General features: G+C 30.4%; 16 protein-coding genes. 13 read left to right on the top strand and 3 right to left on the bottom strand.

The window, feature by feature from the left end; genetic code table 11:
• Positions 1–11 precede the first annotated feature (11 nt).
• From glpK to B5E75_RS11265, 12 genes are all read left to right on the top strand, one after another.
• Positions 12–1496 carry a glycerol kinase GlpK gene (glpK, locus tag B5E75_RS11315; RefSeq protein WP_087359311.1) on the top strand — a complete coding sequence of 495 codons (1485 nt, stop codon included), beginning with the start codon at positions 12–14 and terminating at the stop codon, positions 1494–1496.
• 8 nt (positions 1497–1504) lie between these two features.
• On the top strand, positions 1505–1972 hold the full coding sequence (locus B5E75_RS11310) for an immunoglobulin-like domain-containing protein (protein WP_087359309.1): 468 nt from the start codon (positions 1505–1507) through the stop codon (positions 1970–1972).
• 77 nt (positions 1973–2049) lie between these two features.
• Positions 2050–2709 carry a response regulator transcription factor gene (locus B5E75_RS11305; protein ID WP_420866401.1) on the top strand — a complete coding sequence of 220 codons (660 nt, stop codon included), beginning with the start codon at positions 2050–2052 and terminating at the stop codon, positions 2707–2709.
• Positions 2706–4124, top strand: coding sequence for a sensor histidine kinase (locus B5E75_RS11300; protein WP_087359307.1), 1419 nt, complete (start codon positions 2706–2708; stop codon positions 4122–4124). The genes B5E75_RS11305 and B5E75_RS11300 overlap by 4 nt, the downstream gene beginning before the upstream one ends.
• A complete protein-coding gene (locus B5E75_RS11295) occupies positions 4111–4842 on the top strand; it encodes a hypothetical protein (protein WP_087359305.1) in 732 nt (243 codons plus the stop codon). The genes B5E75_RS11300 and B5E75_RS11295 overlap by 14 nt, the downstream gene beginning before the upstream one ends.
• Positions 4843–4944: 102 nt before the next feature.
• The gene (locus tag B5E75_RS11290) at positions 4945–6219 is read left to right on the top strand and encodes a hypothetical protein (RefSeq protein ID WP_087359303.1); all 1275 of its coding nucleotides are present in this window, start codon (positions 4945–4947) and stop codon (positions 6217–6219) included.
• Position 6220: 1 nt separating this feature from the next.
• The gene (locus tag B5E75_RS11285; protein WP_087359301.1) at positions 6221–6937 is read left to right on the top strand and encodes an ABC transporter ATP-binding protein; all 717 of its coding nucleotides are present in this window, start codon (positions 6221–6223) and stop codon (positions 6935–6937) included.
• Complete coding sequence (locus B5E75_RS11280) at positions 6934–9273, top strand: ABC transporter permease subunit (protein ID WP_087359299.1); 2340 nt, start codon at positions 6934–6936, stop codon at positions 9271–9273. The genes B5E75_RS11285 and B5E75_RS11280 overlap by 4 nt, the downstream gene beginning before the upstream one ends.
• A 106-nt stretch (positions 9274–9379) precedes the next feature.
• Positions 9380–10813 carry a 6-phospho-beta-glucosidase gene (locus B5E75_RS11275; RefSeq protein ID WP_087359297.1) on the top strand — a complete coding sequence of 478 codons (1434 nt, stop codon included), beginning with the start codon at positions 9380–9382 and terminating at the stop codon, positions 10811–10813.
• A 66-nt stretch (positions 10814–10879) separates the two neighbouring features.
• Positions 10880–11116 (top strand): pyridoxamine 5'-phosphate oxidase family protein, encoded by a 237-nt coding sequence (locus B5E75_RS15110; protein WP_420866399.1) that lies wholly within the window; start codon positions 10880–10882, stop codon positions 11114–11116.
• Between the two features lie 27 nt (positions 11117–11143).
• A complete protein-coding gene (locus B5E75_RS15105; RefSeq protein ID WP_420866398.1) occupies positions 11144–11389 on the top strand; it encodes a pyridoxamine 5'-phosphate oxidase family protein in 246 nt (81 codons plus the stop codon).
• 63 nt (positions 11390–11452) lie between these two features.
• A complete protein-coding gene (locus B5E75_RS11265; protein WP_087359295.1) occupies positions 11453–12226 on the top strand; it encodes a Cof-type HAD-IIB family hydrolase in 774 nt (257 codons plus the stop codon).
• A 27-nt stretch (positions 12227–12253) separates the two neighbouring features.
• Here the strand turns inward: B5E75_RS11265 and B5E75_RS11260 are convergent, their stop codons facing one another.
• Entirely contained in the window at positions 12254–13255 is a 1002-nt protein-coding gene (locus B5E75_RS11260; protein WP_087359293.1) for a DUF362 domain-containing protein, read from the bottom strand.
• Between the two features lie 293 nt (positions 13256–13548).
• Between B5E75_RS11260 and B5E75_RS11255 the strand changes: the two genes are divergently transcribed.
• The gene (locus B5E75_RS11255) at positions 13549–13896 is read left to right on the top strand and encodes a transposase (protein WP_087359291.1); all 348 of its coding nucleotides are present in this window, start codon (positions 13549–13551) and stop codon (positions 13894–13896) included.
• A gap of 1102 nt (positions 13897–14998) precedes the next feature.
• Here the strand turns inward: B5E75_RS11255 and B5E75_RS11250 are convergent.
• Both B5E75_RS11250 and B5E75_RS11245 read right to left on the bottom strand, forming a co-directional pair.
• A complete protein-coding gene (locus B5E75_RS11250; protein ID WP_087359289.1) occupies positions 14999–15712 on the bottom strand; it encodes an SDR family NAD(P)-dependent oxidoreductase in 714 nt (237 codons plus the stop codon).
• Positions 15713–15722: 10 nt separating this feature from the next.
• Entirely contained in the window at positions 15723–16163 is a 441-nt protein-coding gene (locus B5E75_RS11245; RefSeq protein WP_087359287.1) for an MFS transporter, read from the bottom strand.
• Positions 16164–16441: the final 278 nt, after the last annotated feature.

Genomic DNA, 16441 nt, shown 5'->3' with positions numbered 1-16441 from the left:
GAGGTTAGCTTATGGAAGAATATATTTTAGCAATTGATCAAGGTACAACGAGTACCAGAGCTATATTGTTTGATCAAAATGGACAATTATGTTATATGCAACAAAGAGAATTTAAACAATATTTTCCACATTCAGGATGGGTAGAACATGATGCTAAGGAAATATGGAATTCGGTTGTAGAAGTTGTGCAATCTTTATTTACAATCTATAATATTCGCTCGAGTCAAATTAAAGCCATTGGTATTACAAATCAAAGAGAAACAACGGTTGTATGGGATAAAACAACAGGTGAACCTGTCTATCATGCAATTGTATGGCAATCACGACAATCACAGGATATTTGTGATCAGCTGATTAAAGATGGCTATAGTCCAATGATTCAAGATAAAACAGGTTTGATCATTAATCCTTATTTTAGTGCCAGTAAAATAAGATGGATTTTAGATCATGTTGAAAATATGAATAAAGATCATCTTTTGTTTGGGACAATTGATACATGGCTGATTTGGAAATTAACGGGAGGAAAAGTCCATGCGACAGATTATACCAATGCATCAAGAACTTTGCTTTATAATATTTATGATTTAAAATGGGATGATGATTTATTGAAACTCTTTGATATTCCTAAAACAATGTTACCAGAAGTCAAAGAATCATCTTGTATTTATGGGTATAGTGATGAAACGTTATTAAGTGGTCTACATTTTAGAGCACCTATCTGTGGGGTAGCAGGAGATCAACAGGCTTCTTTGTTTGGACATACATGTTTTCAATCAGGTGATATCAAAAATACTTATGGAACAGGATGTTTTATTTTAATGAATACAGGTGAAAAACCGGTCGTTTCACATCATGGTTTACTCACAACGATTGCTTGGGGAATGAATGGTCAAATGACTTATGCTTTAGAAGGTTCAGTTTTTATTGGTGGTAGTGTGATGCAATGGTTAAGAGATGGTTTACAGTTATTTGCTCATGTCAGTGAAACAGAAGCAATGGCCAAATCTCTAGATGATAATGAGGGTGTTTATCTAGTACCTGCGTTTGTTGGACTAGGAACACCATACTGGGATAATGATGTAAGAGGCACAATTTTTGGTTTAACACGAGGGACAACACGTCAGCATATTGTTCGTGCAGCATTGGAATCCATTGCTTATCAAAGTCGTGATGTGATAGAAGTCATGAAAAAAGAGGCACATCTGACATTAACACATTTATCTGTTGATGGTGGAACAACTGACAATGAGTTTTTAATGCAGTATCAAAGTGATCTTTTAAATATTGATATTATGAAACCACAAGTCAAAGAAACAACAGCTTTAGGAGCAGCTTATCTGGCTGGATTAGCGATTGGTTTTTATGAAAGTCAAGAAGCTATTAAAAGTAGACATCTCATTTCAAAGACATATCATTCACAAATGGATTTTCAAAAAGCTTTACAATATTATCAACAATGGCAAAAAGCCATTGCGGCAACATGTTTATTTAAATAGGAGTATTTATGAAAAAAATTTTAATTGTATGTTTATTATGTTTAATGATTGTAGGATGTCAAGAAACACAAAAGTCATCTGTCTCTAAGTCAGAATCATCGCTACAATTAGTGGAAACAGATGATTCTTGGGGCATTGTTCTTAATGTTGACAATGTAACAGATACGGGTTTAACGTTGATTTGTAGTCAAAATGGTGGAGAAGTCACAGGAGATTTGCAAACGGGAGAGAAGTATTGGGTTGAAGAAAAGAGAGATGGAAAGTGGCAGGAACTTCCTACACCTCAAAAACCTGTCTGGTCAGATGTGAGTTACACTATTCAAAAACAGGATTTTACACATTGGGATATCCAATGGGAAGATCTCTATGGTTCTTTGTCAAATGGTGAATATCGTATTGGTAAGGAAATACAGGATTTTAGAGGTGGCAGTGATTATGATGAAAAAGCATATTATAGTGAATTTGTTATTCAATAAAGTTTACGCTCAGTCGTAAGCTTTTTTTATGATACAATAATGATACAACTTTTTGATATGATTTTATGTGAGGGGTGATGATATTGAAAATATTAATTGTAGAAGATGAAATGGCGATTAGAGATTTAATTGGAATGAATTTAACAAGAGCGGGTTATCAATGCGATTATGCTCAAAATGGAAAAGAAGGGTCTATACTGATTGATTATCACCACTATGATTTAATTTTATTAGATATTATGTTACCTTTTATTGATGGATACGAATTGATGCAGTATATTAAGCCACAAAATGTTCCCGTCATTTTTATCAGTGCTAAATCAACAGTGGAAGAAAGAGTAAAAGGATTAAAAATGGGAGCAGATGATTATTTGGTAAAACCATTTTCTATTGATGAGCTACTAGCAAGAGTGGAAAGTGTTTTAAGACGTTACCATAAAAGCTTAAATGAGATAAAAGTTTTAGATATTACAATTGACCTTAATCAAAGACTAGTGATACAAAACGGAAAGAGAATCTATCTAACACATATGGAATATGAATTATTACTTTTTTTAGTTCAAAATAAAAATATTGCATTATATAGAGATGTTTTATATCAAAAAGTCTGGAATGATGATAAGGAAGAAACAAGAACTTTAGATTTACATATTCAAAGATTACGTAAAAAATTAAATTGGCAACATGCTATTAAAACAGTTTATCGTATAGGCTATATGCTGGAGGTACAACAATGAAGTTTTCTGAAAAAATTATATATAGCTGTCTGGTAATTTTAGCAATCATGTTTTCAATAGGAATGTTATTGATGATTTATCAAAATCATGTAACGCTTTTAAAAACAACACGCGATCAATATTTATCACACCATCAAATTGAGCTTTATACATTAGAATCAAGACTATTTCAGGATAGCATAAGTCTTCAAGGATATTATTCAAAAGATAACCAGCAAATTCAAAATAAGATGATTTATTATGTTCAACAGTTTCAAGATGTTGAAAAAAATGGATATTATGCTTTGATACATGATAATAATCAAATATTATATACAGATATGAATGAAAATTTGAAGCCTTATATTTCATCAGAACATAATCACACCTATTTTATGCAATCAATACAAAAGAATCAATATATGTTTGTGACTTCTTCTTTTACTGTAGGGACAGATATTTATTATCTTGAAACGTGCTATGATATGTCTTTTGTATATAAGGAAAGAGATAGACAATTACAAAGTTTTTTAATCATTGGATGTTTCTTGCTTATTGGGGCTTCCTTCATTTTAAAAGTTCTTTCTCATTATTTAACACGTTCTATTTTAAAATTGAATGAAGTATCAAAAAGAATAGCAAGTGGGCAATATAGTGAAAGAACATGTATTCAAAGTCAAGATGAGATTGGTGAGTTATCACAGAGTTTTGACTATATGGCACAAATGAATGAACAACGCATTCAACAATTACAAGATAATGTTGTTCAAAAAGAAGAATTTATGGCAAGTTTTTCTCATGAAATTAAAACACCAATGACAGCTATTTTAGGATTTGCAGATTTATTAAGGACTTGTGATTGTGATGAGGAAACAAGACAAAAAGCAGCTCAATATATTTATCATGAGGGAAGACGTCTAGAAAGCTTAGCATATACTTTAATGGATTTATTAGCTTTAAATAATCGAACGATTCAATGGCAATGTGTAAAAATAAAAGATGTGATAAAACAAATTAAAAACTATTATCTCGGTCAAAATAAACAAGAGCGTTTAATCATAGACTATGATGATGTTTGTGTATTATCACAAGAAGAGTTATTATTTGTATTGTTGAGAAACTTGATTGATAATGCATTGAAAGCAAGTCAAGATAATCAATATGTTAAGGTGAGTATTCACAAGTGTCAACAGCATGTTATTTTTTCTATTCGTGATCAGGGGATTGGTATGAGTCAAGAAGCGATAGAAAAGGCAACAGAACCATTCTATATGGCAGATAAATCTCGTTCTCGCTCTATGGGTGGTGCAGGATTAGGATTAACCATTGTCAAACGTATTCTAGAATTACATCATAGTTCCTTGCAAATTCAATCGCAGCTTAATAATGGAACAACGATGTCTTTTGCTTTGGAGGTCAATCATGAAAAAATATAAAATCAAAATCATATGTTTTCTTATTATATCATTATCACTGGCTATGCCTTATATTGTTGTCTATAGCATAGATTATTATGATTTTTCACATATTAAAACAATAGAAACAACAAATTTGAAAAAAATTATTGAAAATCACCCTATAGTGCAAGCTATCTATAATGATTATTATTCCAATGATCATAATGAGAATTCACCACAATACGTTGTGAAAAATAAAGAACTTTATAGTCAGTCTGCTCAAAAGAGAATCACAGAGTTACAAAATATTTTTTCAAGAGAAATTGAAAAATTAATGCAATACAAAGTGATTGATCAGGATATACTAGAAACAAGTCAAGATCGATATCCTATTACTTTTGGAACAATTTATGATCAAAAAGACCCTTATTTGGATCAGCTTTTAAGGATGGATAAAGATTATAAAAATATATCTTTTTCATGTGAAAAAGATACGGAAAAAATTGATAGTATTATGGTAGTAGATGCAAATGGGAAAAATTATACTGAAAAGCAATGTCAAAATATGGCTTGGCATATGATTGAGTATTTAGAGTTGGATGATATTGAAGATTGGTCATACAACCAATATGGTTATGAGTCACAGATTTTAAAAATAAGAGTTTATTGTCAAAATGATCAAGAACCAGAATCAATGCAGTTATCAATAGGTGTTCAATTATTGGGAACACCTGAAACTATTATAAATATTAAGTAAAGATATGAATTATGGAGTTCTTTTAAAACAACATTGAAAAGAACTCTTTTTTTTACAATTTAGATACATCTTATTGTTATGATGAATGTGGGGTGAAAAAGTATGAAAAAGATATTAATGATTTTATGTTTTATATTGTTATGCGGATGTCAGCAAAATGAAATAGGAACTGACCATAAAACGAATATCCAAAAAGAAAATTTAACGATGAAAGATAGGCGATATACAACATATGGTGATGGAAATGACAAAGGTTTTTATCGTATTCATAATGATGGTGAAAATAGTCGATTAGCTTATTGTGATTATCAAACACATCAGGAAGTTTATTTATGTAAGCAATCAGGCTGTGAACACAAAGATGAAAACTGTACATCTTATCTTTCACCATTTGATTCTATGAGCTCTTTATTTGTGTATGGGAATCATTTATATATGATGAATAGTACCGGATCTATGGAAATAAATGCTTTAGGAGAAAGTCAACGAACAGGACCACAAATGACCAAAATGGATTTAGATGGTCAAAATCGCCAAGTCTTATATCATTGTCAAGATGGTTATCATTTTGTGGATACAAATTGTGCTTTTGATTCTCAATATGTTTATGTCATTATGGGAAAGGAAAAAGAATATAAGATGAATGGAGATAATACTATTGTTACAGATGAAGCAAGAGGGTTGTATCGTATCCATTTAGAAAGTGGAAAGTGTGAAAAAGTATGTGATGCACCAGATATGATGATTGCAGGTGTTGATGGTAGAAAACTTATTTTAGAAGGCTTTGATTATCCTGAAAATATAACCGAATATCTAGAACAAGGGAATACTCAAAAATATGATGAAATATGTATGAATGCAAAGACTATTTTTACAAGTGTTGATGTTGATACAAAAGATATGTATAGAGTATCACAAAAATTTGATGATTATGATTTATGTGATGGTAAAAAAATATATTATCGTGATGGTGAAAAATTAAATATGTATGATATAAAAACACAGGAAATAAAAACATTGATGAGTTTACCACAAAATCATCAATATTATTTCTCTGATATAGTGGATGATTATATCGTATTGATGGAATATGATGATGAAAATGAAGTTTATTCACATATGTATGCCATTGATGTTCATTCACCCAAAATGATTGAATTACATCATTATACTAGAAAACCAACAGAAGCAGTAACGATTTTAGCTCAAATGCATGATAATCTATTAGTCCAATATGATCGTATTGGACATGATGAAAAGACATGGGCAGGAACAATGCAATTCGAGGTTGATAAGACATTTATTGGTTGTATTTCTAAAAAAGATTTTCTCAACGATCAAAATGAATATCAAACGATAAAGCAGATAGGTGATTAGTATGTTAGAAATGAAAAATGTATATAAAAATTATGGAACATATCAAGTTTTAAAACACGTTGATCTTTGTTTGGATGAAGGTATTTATGCATTATTGGGACCTAATGGCTCAGGGAAATCAACATTAATGAAACTTATATGCCGTCAGCTTAAACCAACAAAAGGACAAATTTTATGGAAACATAAGAAAATAGATGATTGGGGGCAACATTATTTTCTAGATATTGGCTATGCTCCACAGCAACAAGGACTTTATGAAGATATGACAGGATTACAATTTTTAACTTATATGGCTTTGTTGAAAGGGATAGAGAAAAAGAAATTAAAAAATGAAGTGAATAGAGTTGCTCAATTGGTGAATATGGACAAATTTCTCAAACAAAAATGTAAGACATATTCAGGTGGTATGAAGCAAAGAATATTAGTAGCTCAAGCACTTTTGAATAATCCATCACTTTTATTGCTTGACGAACCAACAACAGGACTTGATCCCAAAGAACGTGTATCACTACGAAATGTTTTATCTCATCTATCAAATGATCATATTGTTTTTATTGCAACTCATGTTGTTTCTGATGTAGAAAATCTTGCGAAAGAAATTGTTTTTTTAAAAGATGGTATCATTGTTGGAAAAGGAAAAAAAGAAGATTTGCTAAAACAATTTCAAGTTCATTGCTTAGAAGATGTTTATTTAAAGATTTTTGGTGATGATATATGATGCCTTTAATCAAGTATGAATTTATAAAAATGAGAGGACGTAAAAGCTTTATTGTTATTCTTATTTTGCTTTTGTTAAGTCAATTTTTTCTTTTTTCAGTAAGTTTAAATCAAAAGATTCCCTTATCTGCTTATCAAAAATTTCATCAGACTTTACTTTCCTTGCCTAATGAAAAACGTTATGAATTTACAAAAAAAGAGTATGAAAAATATCAGTCATTTATGATTTTGGAACAGTTAACGCAATTACGTCAAAATGAGCAAAAAAATGCTTCAATTATCGAAGAACTTTTACAAGAGAATCCTAATGTTGAAAATTATCAACAAGAGTATATCAGTAATCATCAGCCTCAATATACATCGTCTTTAGAACAAGATGCTCAATTTTTAGAAATGATGTTTGACGAAATGACACAATTAAAGACTTATTTTCAATATATTAAAGATATTCAACAACAGGCTCAACAACTTTCAGGAATTTCTATTTTTCAAAGTCATCAAAATCAAAATGAAATAGAAAGAAGTGCTAAAGATTTTCAAAAGTTAACCCATGTTGAAGTGACATATGATATCCAATATCCTCTAGAAATGGTGTTTTCATTTGATTTTACGAGTTTGTTTTTAGTGATTATTGTCTTGAGTTTATCCTATTATCTGATTATGGAAGAAAGAGAAAATGGATTGATGAATTTGTTGAAATTAAGTCAAAATGGATATATGAAAGTAATTATAGCAAAGTTCATTGTCATGTTTTTGATAACGAGTATAATTTGTTTTTTGGTATATGCAGGAAAATTAGGTTATATGGCATGGAACTGTGGATTGGGAGATTTGTCGCGTAGTATTCAGTCAATGGCTCATTATAGACAATGTCCTTTACAAATGAATGTCAAACAGTGGATTGGTCTGATGATAGGATTTAAAATATTGGTATTATCATTATTAGGTATAATAATGATGAATTTATGTTTGGTATTGAAAAATAGAATTTTATCTTGGATATCTATATTGGTATTTTTTGTAGTAGAAGTTTTCAGTTATTTGATGATTCATCCCTTAAGTTCACTTTATTTATTGAAGTATATCAATATGATTTCATTTCTACAAACAGATATTTATTTAAAAACATATCGATATATATCTGTTTTTGGATTGCCAACAACTCTTTATCATTTACATATTTTTATTATAATAGCTGGACTGATTTTTGGGAGTATAAGTTGTATATGTATCTATGTTTGTAAAAGAGATTTTTCTTTGAGAAATGCTCATTTTGTATTTAAACATTGTCTTCATTTGTCTTCTTTATGCAGTTTTGAATTTTATAAGATGATAAAAATACAAAAAGTTGGTTTTCTCATTATTTTAAGTTTATTTTTACAATATTATCAATATCATCATGTTTCTGTTTATATGGATAGTGAATCTTCTATTTATCAAAGTTATATGCAATATTTACAAGGACCTCTTACTGATGACAAAATAAAATGGATTGAACAACAGCAGGATTATTTTGATTCATTGCATCAACAAATAGAAAAAATTGAAAATAATATCAATCTCACATCACAAAAAAAGCAATCTCTTAAAGAAAATATTTCTATGAAGTTGATAGGAGAGAATGTTTTTAATGATGTCAAGGAACAATATGAGTGGATTCAAAAACATCCCCAAGCTGAATTTGTTTATGAACGCCCGTATGAGGAATATTTTTTATCTTCTTCATGGAGTTTAGCACCTAGTTTAATGCTGATGATTTTCTTGTCACTAAGTTTATATCAAGTTATTAATATTGAATATGAAAATCATGTTAATGAAGTTAGTCAAATAACAATTAATGGAAATCATAGAATCCTAGAATTAAAAATTATAGGATGTGTTATTATAATAGGAATAGGGATGAGCATTTTTTATGGAACACCTCTTATCTTTTTACATAGTGTCTATGGTTTTTCATCTTTAGGAGCATCTGTCATTTCTATACCAACTTTTCGATCTTTACCTTCTGTATTGACTTTAGGTCATTTGTTTCTTATAGATGGGTTGATTAAATTTATTATTTGCATGAGCTTAACGAGTTTTTTATTGATGATTAGTGTGAAAGCCAGACATACTATGACAACATTATTTATAAGTTTATGTCTGTTTGTTATTCCTTTATTTCTTATTTATAATCAGATAGATTGTTTCAAAGATATATCTTTTTATCCAATGTTAAATTGTATTCAATATTGTATAGAAAACCCTATATTATTAATTGTTCAAATAATGATTTCGATAATTGTGATGATTTTATCTTTAAAAAAAGTTTTTCAACAATATTTTCACGTTTTGTAAGTTCTCATTCTGTAATTGTTTCAATTTTAAATATAATAGAAATATATTATTGTTCATTTAAAGTGAATTTTATATAATAAATTTATAAGTATAAAGGAGGCGTAATATGGTTTTAAGTAAAGATTTTTTATGGGGTGGTGCTTTAGCTGCCCATCAATTTGAAGGTGGTGTTCTTGAAACATCTAAGGGTTTAAGTGTTGCTGATGTAATGACTGCTGGAGCACATGGTGTTCCTAGAGTGATTACTGATGGTGTGATTGAAGGTAACTATTATCCTAATCATGTTGGGATTGACTTCTATCATCACTACAAGGAAGATATTGCTATGTTTGCGGATATGGGCTTTAAATGTTTTAGAACATCTATCGCATGGACACGTATCTTTCCATTAGGTGATGAAGATGAACCCAATGAAGAAGGATTACAGTTCTATGATGATGTGTTTGATGAATTATTGAAATATGGTATTGAACCCGTTATTACATTATCTCATTTTGAAATGCCCTATCATTTAGCTAAAGAATATGGTGGATTCATGAACAGAAAGACTATTGATTTCTTTGTGAAGTTTGCAAAAGTCTGCTTTGAAAGATATAAAGATAAAGTCAAATACTGGATGACTTTCAATGAAATTAACAATCAGATGAATTACAAGAATGATATCTTTGGATGGACAAACAGTGGAGTTCATTTTGGAAATTATGATAATCCAGAAGAAGCGATGTATAAATGCGCTCATCATACTCTTATTGCCAGTGCACTAGCTGTCAAAGCAGGTAAAGAAATTAATCCTAATTTCAAGATTGGAAACATGATAGCAATGGTTCCTATTTATCCATATTCATGTCGTCCTGCTGATATGGTATTATCAACACAAATGATGCATGATCGCTGGTTCTTCTGTGATGTACAAGTGAGAGGACATTATCCAGCATATGCATTGAAGATGTTTGAAAGAAAAGGATTTGATATTGATATAACAGAAGAAGATAAAAAAATCTTGTCAGAAGGAACAGTGGATTATATTGGATTTAGTTATTATATGACAAATACTGTTGATTCTACAGCACATAAAGATGTTTCTACTGCAACTGATGGTTCAAGTGAATACAGTGTAGAAAACCCATATATCAAAGTATCTGACTGGGGATGGGCAATTGATCCAGAAGGGTTAAGATATGCTTTGAATATTTTCTATGAAAGATATGAAAAACCATTATTTATTGTAGAAAATGGATTTGGCGCAATCGACGTTAAAGAAGCGGATGGAAGCTGTCATGATCCATATCGCATTGATTATTTAAGAGCCCATATTCAGGAGATGAAGAAAGCAGTTGAAGAAGATGGTGTTGATTTAATGGGATATACACCATGGGGATGTATTGACTGTGTATCATTTACAACAGGAGAAATGAAGAAGCGTTATGGATTTATCTATGTCGATAGAGATAATGAAGGACATGGAACGTTAGAAAGAAGCAAAAAAGATTCTTATGACTGGTATAAGAAAGTGATTGCTTCTCATGGTGAAGAATTATAATATCCCGATTGAATCATATAATTATATCCTGTATACTAGAGATAAAAGAAAAGTGAGGTTAATGCAATGAGAAGAAAAGATAGAGAAATTACAGATTTTCATGATATTATGGATATTATGAATAAATGTGATACATGTCGTTTGGCTTTCTTTGATCAGGAATATCCTTATATTGTTCCATTGAATTTTGGTGTGAATATTGAAGATGGACAGTTATATCTTTATTTTCATAGTGCCAATCAAGGGACAAAGCTAGATTTAATCAGACAAAATAATAAGGCAACTTTTGAAATGGATTGTTAACACAATATCATTCTTTATGATGAAAGAATGTCTTGTACAATGGGTTATGCCAGTGTCATTGGACATGGAGAAATTGAGTTTGTAGATGAAGATGATAAATATGAAGCTTTAAAGATTTTAATGAAACATTATCATCACGAAGATTTTCAATTCAATACAAATATGATGAAAGCAACAACAGTCTTTAGATTAAAAGTCTTAGATATGATTGGGAAAAGAAGAAATAATATTCATCCAGAAGAAAAGACAAAAAAACATGTCACATTAGAGTAAATATATTGCCTATAGATGCTTATCGTTAATCTATAGGCTTTTTATAAAAGGAGTGAAGATATAATGATAAAAGCAATCTTTTTTGATATAGATGGAACTTTGATTTCCAAACAAAAACCTTTGGTTCAAGAAAACGTGATTCAGGGATTACAACAATTAAGGAATCAAGGGATTCAGCTCTTTATTGCCTCTGGTAGACATATGCTCGAACTGGAAGAATTAAAAATCAATCAACAATTTGAATTTGATGGTTATTTATTATTAAATGGTGGATATTGCCTTGTTCATGATCAAGTTATCTACGACCAAAAAATAGACGCACAGGATGTGCAGGAAATCGTGAAAGTTGTTAAAGAAAAACATTATCCTTGTTTATTTATTGAAAATAATCGCATGTATATCAATCATGTCAATCAAAGAGTCAAAGATGCTCAAGCATCCATTTCTACAATGATTCCCCCTATTTGCCAAGATATCAATATCAACAATATTTATCAAATTGACCCATATGTCGATGAAAAAGAAATCCAAGAGATCATACAAAATACAAAATATATCAAAGTCACAAGATGGCATGATTATGCTTATGACATTGTTCCTCAAAAAGGAGGCAAAGCAGCAGCAATTCAAGCCTTACAACATTATTTAGGTTTCCAAAAGGAAGAAATGATGGCTTTTGGTGATGGTCATAACGATATAGAAATGCTAGATATTGTTGGTTATCCAATTGTGATGGGCAATGGAAGTGAAGAAGTCAAAAAACATGGCAGATATATTTGTCAAAGTGTAAATGAAGATGGGATTTTAGATGGTCTTAAACATTTTCAACTTTTGTAAAAAGGCTCAAGGAATGTCCTTGAACCTTTATTTTGTAAATGGAACAACATCTTTCACAGCTTCTTTTAATGAAATGCATTGATCATCATGATCAATATCTATAAGCTGATACAAATCATTTCCCATATGCAATTCTTTCATATAAGATAACTGACGTAAACCATGACGTGATTCTATTCTTTCTACCAAATCATGATGTTGATCTTCTTTTAAAGCATAAACCAAATCAACAGATGCCTGATCAATCGCTAAAATATCAAGTGAAGCTAAAATACCGATATTGGGTGTCACAACTGGTGCAGCTGCTGTTCCTTCACAATCACAAGAAACAGACATATTACGCATCACATTGATATAAACAATATGTTCCCCAAAATAATCAACAACTGCTTTAGCAGACTCTGTCATACGTTCCATAAATTCCTCATTAGAAATATCCCACATATCATCAGAACCCGGTGTTGTATGAATCATCTTTTTCCCAATACGGCCATCAGCACAACCAATACCTATATTTTTATTGGAACCACCGAATCCTCCCTTAGAATGACCTTTGAAATGTGTCAAAACAAGCATTGAATCATAATCAACAAGTGTTTTTCCCATTGTCATATGATCAAACCATTTGCCATCTTTGACTGGTAAATCAATTGTGCCATTGGCATCCATAATATCTACTGGACAAAACGTCCAACCATTGACTTCCAAAGTTTTAAGATGCTGATCCGTTGTATAACGATCTCCCTCATAATAAGTATTTGTTTCGACAATCGTTGCCTCTGGTAATTGTTCTTTCACAAGTTTTTCTACCCATGGTCGAGGAATAATATTAGGACCATGTTGTTCTCCAGTATGCAATTTAATAGCTACCTTTTCTTTAAAATGTCCTTGAATACGTTGATAAATTTTAGATAATCCTTCTGCTGAAAGATCTCTTGTAAAATAAACAATAGATTCCTTTCCTGTACGTTCACCATAAGCCACATAATGATTTCCATTTGTTCCTGGAACTGGTTTTTGACTTGCCATAAGTAAGCCCCCTTTCTAAGAATATTATAAACCTTCAAGTCAACTTTAAATCAAGTTTTATTCTTATTTTTTATTACTTTTTGACTACTTGTTGCAGAGTTAATAAAATCATTTAAAAATTTTAAAAATGATTTTAGCACAAAAAAACGTAGTTAAATCTTGGTTGCATTGCATCTTTGTTTTCTCGTCTTTAATATAATAGCTTATGAGGTAATCATAATGTCTGTAAATAAACGTAAACAAAAAATTCTATGATGTAAATCATCAATAAATATAGTCATAATCCTAAAGCTATGTTAGCAATTACTTCAATATTAGAAAACAGAAATGTTTTTGAATGTGTCAAGTGTGTTCATCAGCATTATCTTTTTGCCGGGACTATCTTTCAAGATAACAAGCTGCCACTTTTCAATCTCATCTTGGGTTTATATTTATTCTTTTCTGCAAACAAAGGCTATTCAGCAATAAAAATGACTTCACAATTGGATATCATCTACAAGACAGCACTCAAGCTATGCAGAAAATGTCGTATTCTCATGACATTATCAAACAGTGAAAAGATACTGGATAGCATGTACTATGAAGCAAATACCATTTATATTGGTGCCAAAACAAATGAAAAGTCTAGGGATGGCTACTGAACAGCAGTCAGTATCCATGATAGTATCAACAGACAAGGAAAATGAATATCCCAAATATATCAAGCTTTCAGTCATTCCGGTAGACAATAAAAACTTTATTCATAAGTTCTTTCATATGAGAGCAAAAGTATAATCTAAAAGGGTATTGAATATAGATGAAAAAAACAATATTTCTGATTCATCAAAGGAATTGACATTAAGATCCGAGAAAATAGCATACAGCGAAACAGAACACAGACTCAAATGGCTAAATATCATTGCGGGAAATATCAAGAATAATATTGCTGGGATATATCAGAGTGTTACAAAAAGTTCGTTGCCACTTTTTCTGCATGAACAGGAGTGGCGCTTCAATCATAGATATACAGGTACACATATAATGGAAAAGATTCCAAAATACATTACAAAATCATTTCCTATAGATTCAGAAAAATTATCCAGAATTTTGGAATTATCTGAATCGTATTTTTCACCCTGAGCCTGATAGTCAATCAAAATTATTTTTTAATAAGAGAATAAATTCTATAGTTGTGGACAAACACTTTCATATTGTCCACATCCAATACATGAATTTACTTTTTTCCATACATCTTTTGCACTGTAACAAGCTATAAATAAATCTGTAATTTGAATATGTATTGGATAATATGACATGCTTGATAAGGTTGTCACATCATTATACAACGAATCAATATATCTTAATACCCTTGACACTATAGAGAATATGTTATTCCTTGTAAAGCTGATAATTTATTCAAACAATCCTCAAAACATCTTCTATTTATGATTTATGATTAGTAACAACGCTTTGGTTATACAGGAATTTGCACATAATATGTCGTATATTTAAAAAATCACTATTTTTCTTTTTAAGATAAGTGAGTTTATACTGCCATAAATATTAATCTACATAACCGCTTTATTCTTGTCATCATTAATATTTGGAACAATGCTCTTCCTATTATATTTTTACACTTCATTATGATCAAAATATTCAAAGAAAAAAACGTGTTTCACAGATGATTGAAAAAGGACGTTTTTCTACAATTGATATTATCAAAGAAGATGAATTTTAAAAACAGGCTGATTTCTAGCCTGTTTTTTATTTATGATATTGCCAACCATGTTCACCATGATAAATCATTAGTTTTGTCATACCACCATCAATACAAATATTTTCACCTGTTATAAAACTTGCTTCATCACTACATAAAAACAAAACCATATGTCCTATATCTTCTACTTTACCAATACGCTTGACAGGATGTTGTGTCATATCACTTCCTTGATAAATCGTTGGATCTGATTCAGTTTGAATCCAACCTGGTGAAATAGAATTGACTCTCACTTTTCCTGCTAAAGAAATAGCCAAACTATGTGTTAAAGCACGTATACCTCCTTTAGCTGCACTATAGCTTTCACTTTGAGGCTGACTCATACGATCACGTGAAGAAGAAATATTTACTATACATCCTCCTTCTTTAAAATCATCTTTAAATAACTGTGTTAAATAAAATGGAGCTGTCACACCTACTGACATAGCATATTGAAATTCATCATAACTACACTCATCAACCCCTTTAAAAAGAGGTTTCGCATTATGAATCATATAATCAATATGTCCATAATCCTGAATAACTTTTTGATGAAACTGTTCTAAAGTATGCTGGTTTGCTAGATCACCTTGAAAGTAATCATTTTCCTCAACATCAATTACACAGACATGAGCGCCTTCTTTTTGAAACATTTCACCAATACATTTTCCAATGCCTTTTGCACCACCTGTCACAACAACAACTTTATCTTGAAATTTCATAAACATCCTCCTAATCAAATAAACGCTGATCTCGACCACTTGGAATACGATAGAAAAGACAAATCACCATTCCAGCGATAGATAATAAAACTAAAATCAAATAAAATATATCACAAGAATAAAAATCTATCAAATATCCAGCGATAACTTGAAAAAGAATAGCTCCAATAATAGCAATCACAAATAATATGGTATTGACAACCTTCATATCATATTGATCATTCCATTTTCCAATTATAGGCTGTGTTATTAATGAAGTTAAAAATGAAGCAGATACAACAAGTGAAACATCACTCGCTCTAAATCCCATATTCATTAAATAAACAGAAATTAAGGCACTAAATAATGCCCAAGATAAATAATAAAAGTTATACATCAAAAAATAACTTAAATAACTATTTTGATAGATTTGCCATAAACGGACATGTCTTATACTTTTGATACTTTCCATAGATTTCCCTCCTGCAACCATACTCTAACAAAAATCATAAAAAGAAAAAATATCTGTTGAAGAGTTTCAAAGTTCATTTAAAAAAATGTCTTTGTTTGTTTCACCATTTGTAAATGAAATTTACAAATATATAAAGAAAATCATTTTTAACTTTATATTTTTTTGTTAAACTATATGTAAAGGGGGGGAATATTATGCTTTGTGATTACCATGTACATACTGATTATAGTGATGATAGTACATATCTTATGGAAGATGTTGTTAAAGATGGGATAAAG

Origin of the sequence: Massiliimicrobium timonense (genome assembly GCF_002160865.1) — a bacterium.
GTDB lineage: Bacteria > Bacillota_I > Bacilli_A > Erysipelotrichales > Coprobacillaceae > Allocoprobacillus.
The sequence above is the reverse complement of the archived record's forward strand: the minus strand, read 5'-3'. Positions and strand labels throughout refer to the sequence as shown.

What these genes read in the sequence shown, in the direction of transcription:
- B5E75_RS11265 (WP_087359295.1), top strand. Translation starts at nt 11,453, where the DNA reads ATGATAAAAGCAATCTTTTTTGATATAGATGGAACTTTGATTTCCAAA.
- B5E75_RS11295 (WP_087359305.1), top strand. Translation starts at nt 4,111, where the DNA reads ATGAAAAAATATAAAATCAAAATCATATGTTTTCTTATTATATCATTA.
- B5E75_RS15105 (WP_420866398.1), top strand. Translation starts at nt 11,144, where the DNA reads ATGTCTTGTACAATGGGTTATGCCAGTGTCATTGGACATGGAGAAATT.
- B5E75_RS11250 (WP_087359289.1), bottom strand. Translation starts at nt 15,712, where the DNA reads ATGAAATTTCAAGATAAAGTTGTTGTTGTGACAGGTGGTGCAAAAGGC.
- B5E75_RS11255 (WP_087359291.1), top strand. Translation starts at nt 13,549, where the DNA reads ATGTTAGCAATTACTTCAATATTAGAAAACAGAAATGTTTTTGAATGT.
- B5E75_RS11290 (WP_087359303.1), top strand. Translation starts at nt 4,945, where the DNA reads ATGAAAAAGATATTAATGATTTTATGTTTTATATTGTTATGCGGATGT.
- B5E75_RS11280 (WP_087359299.1), top strand. Translation starts at nt 6,934, where the DNA reads ATGATGCCTTTAATCAAGTATGAATTTATAAAAATGAGAGGACGTAAA.
- B5E75_RS11260 (WP_087359293.1), bottom strand. Translation starts at nt 13,255, where the DNA reads ATGGCAAGTCAAAAACCAGTTCCAGGAACAAATGGAAATCATTATGTG.
- B5E75_RS11310 (WP_087359309.1), top strand. Translation starts at nt 1,505, where the DNA reads ATGAAAAAAATTTTAATTGTATGTTTATTATGTTTAATGATTGTAGGA.
- B5E75_RS11300 (WP_087359307.1), top strand. Translation starts at nt 2,706, where the DNA reads ATGAAGTTTTCTGAAAAAATTATATATAGCTGTCTGGTAATTTTAGCA.
- B5E75_RS11275 (WP_087359297.1), top strand. Translation starts at nt 9,380, where the DNA reads ATGGTTTTAAGTAAAGATTTTTTATGGGGTGGTGCTTTAGCTGCCCAT.
- B5E75_RS11285 (WP_087359301.1), top strand. Translation starts at nt 6,221, where the DNA reads ATGTTAGAAATGAAAAATGTATATAAAAATTATGGAACATATCAAGTT.
- B5E75_RS11305 (WP_420866401.1), top strand. Translation starts at nt 2,050, where the DNA reads ATGATATTGAAAATATTAATTGTAGAAGATGAAATGGCGATTAGAGAT.
- glpK (WP_087359311.1), top strand. Translation starts at nt 12, where the DNA reads ATGGAAGAATATATTTTAGCAATTGATCAAGGTACAACGAGTACCAGA.
- B5E75_RS11245 (WP_087359287.1), bottom strand. Translation starts at nt 16,163, where the DNA reads ATGGAAAGTATCAAAAGTATAAGACATGTCCGTTTATGGCAAATCTAT.
- B5E75_RS15110 (WP_420866399.1), top strand. Translation starts at nt 10,880, where the DNA reads ATGAGAAGAAAAGATAGAGAAATTACAGATTTTCATGATATTATGGAT.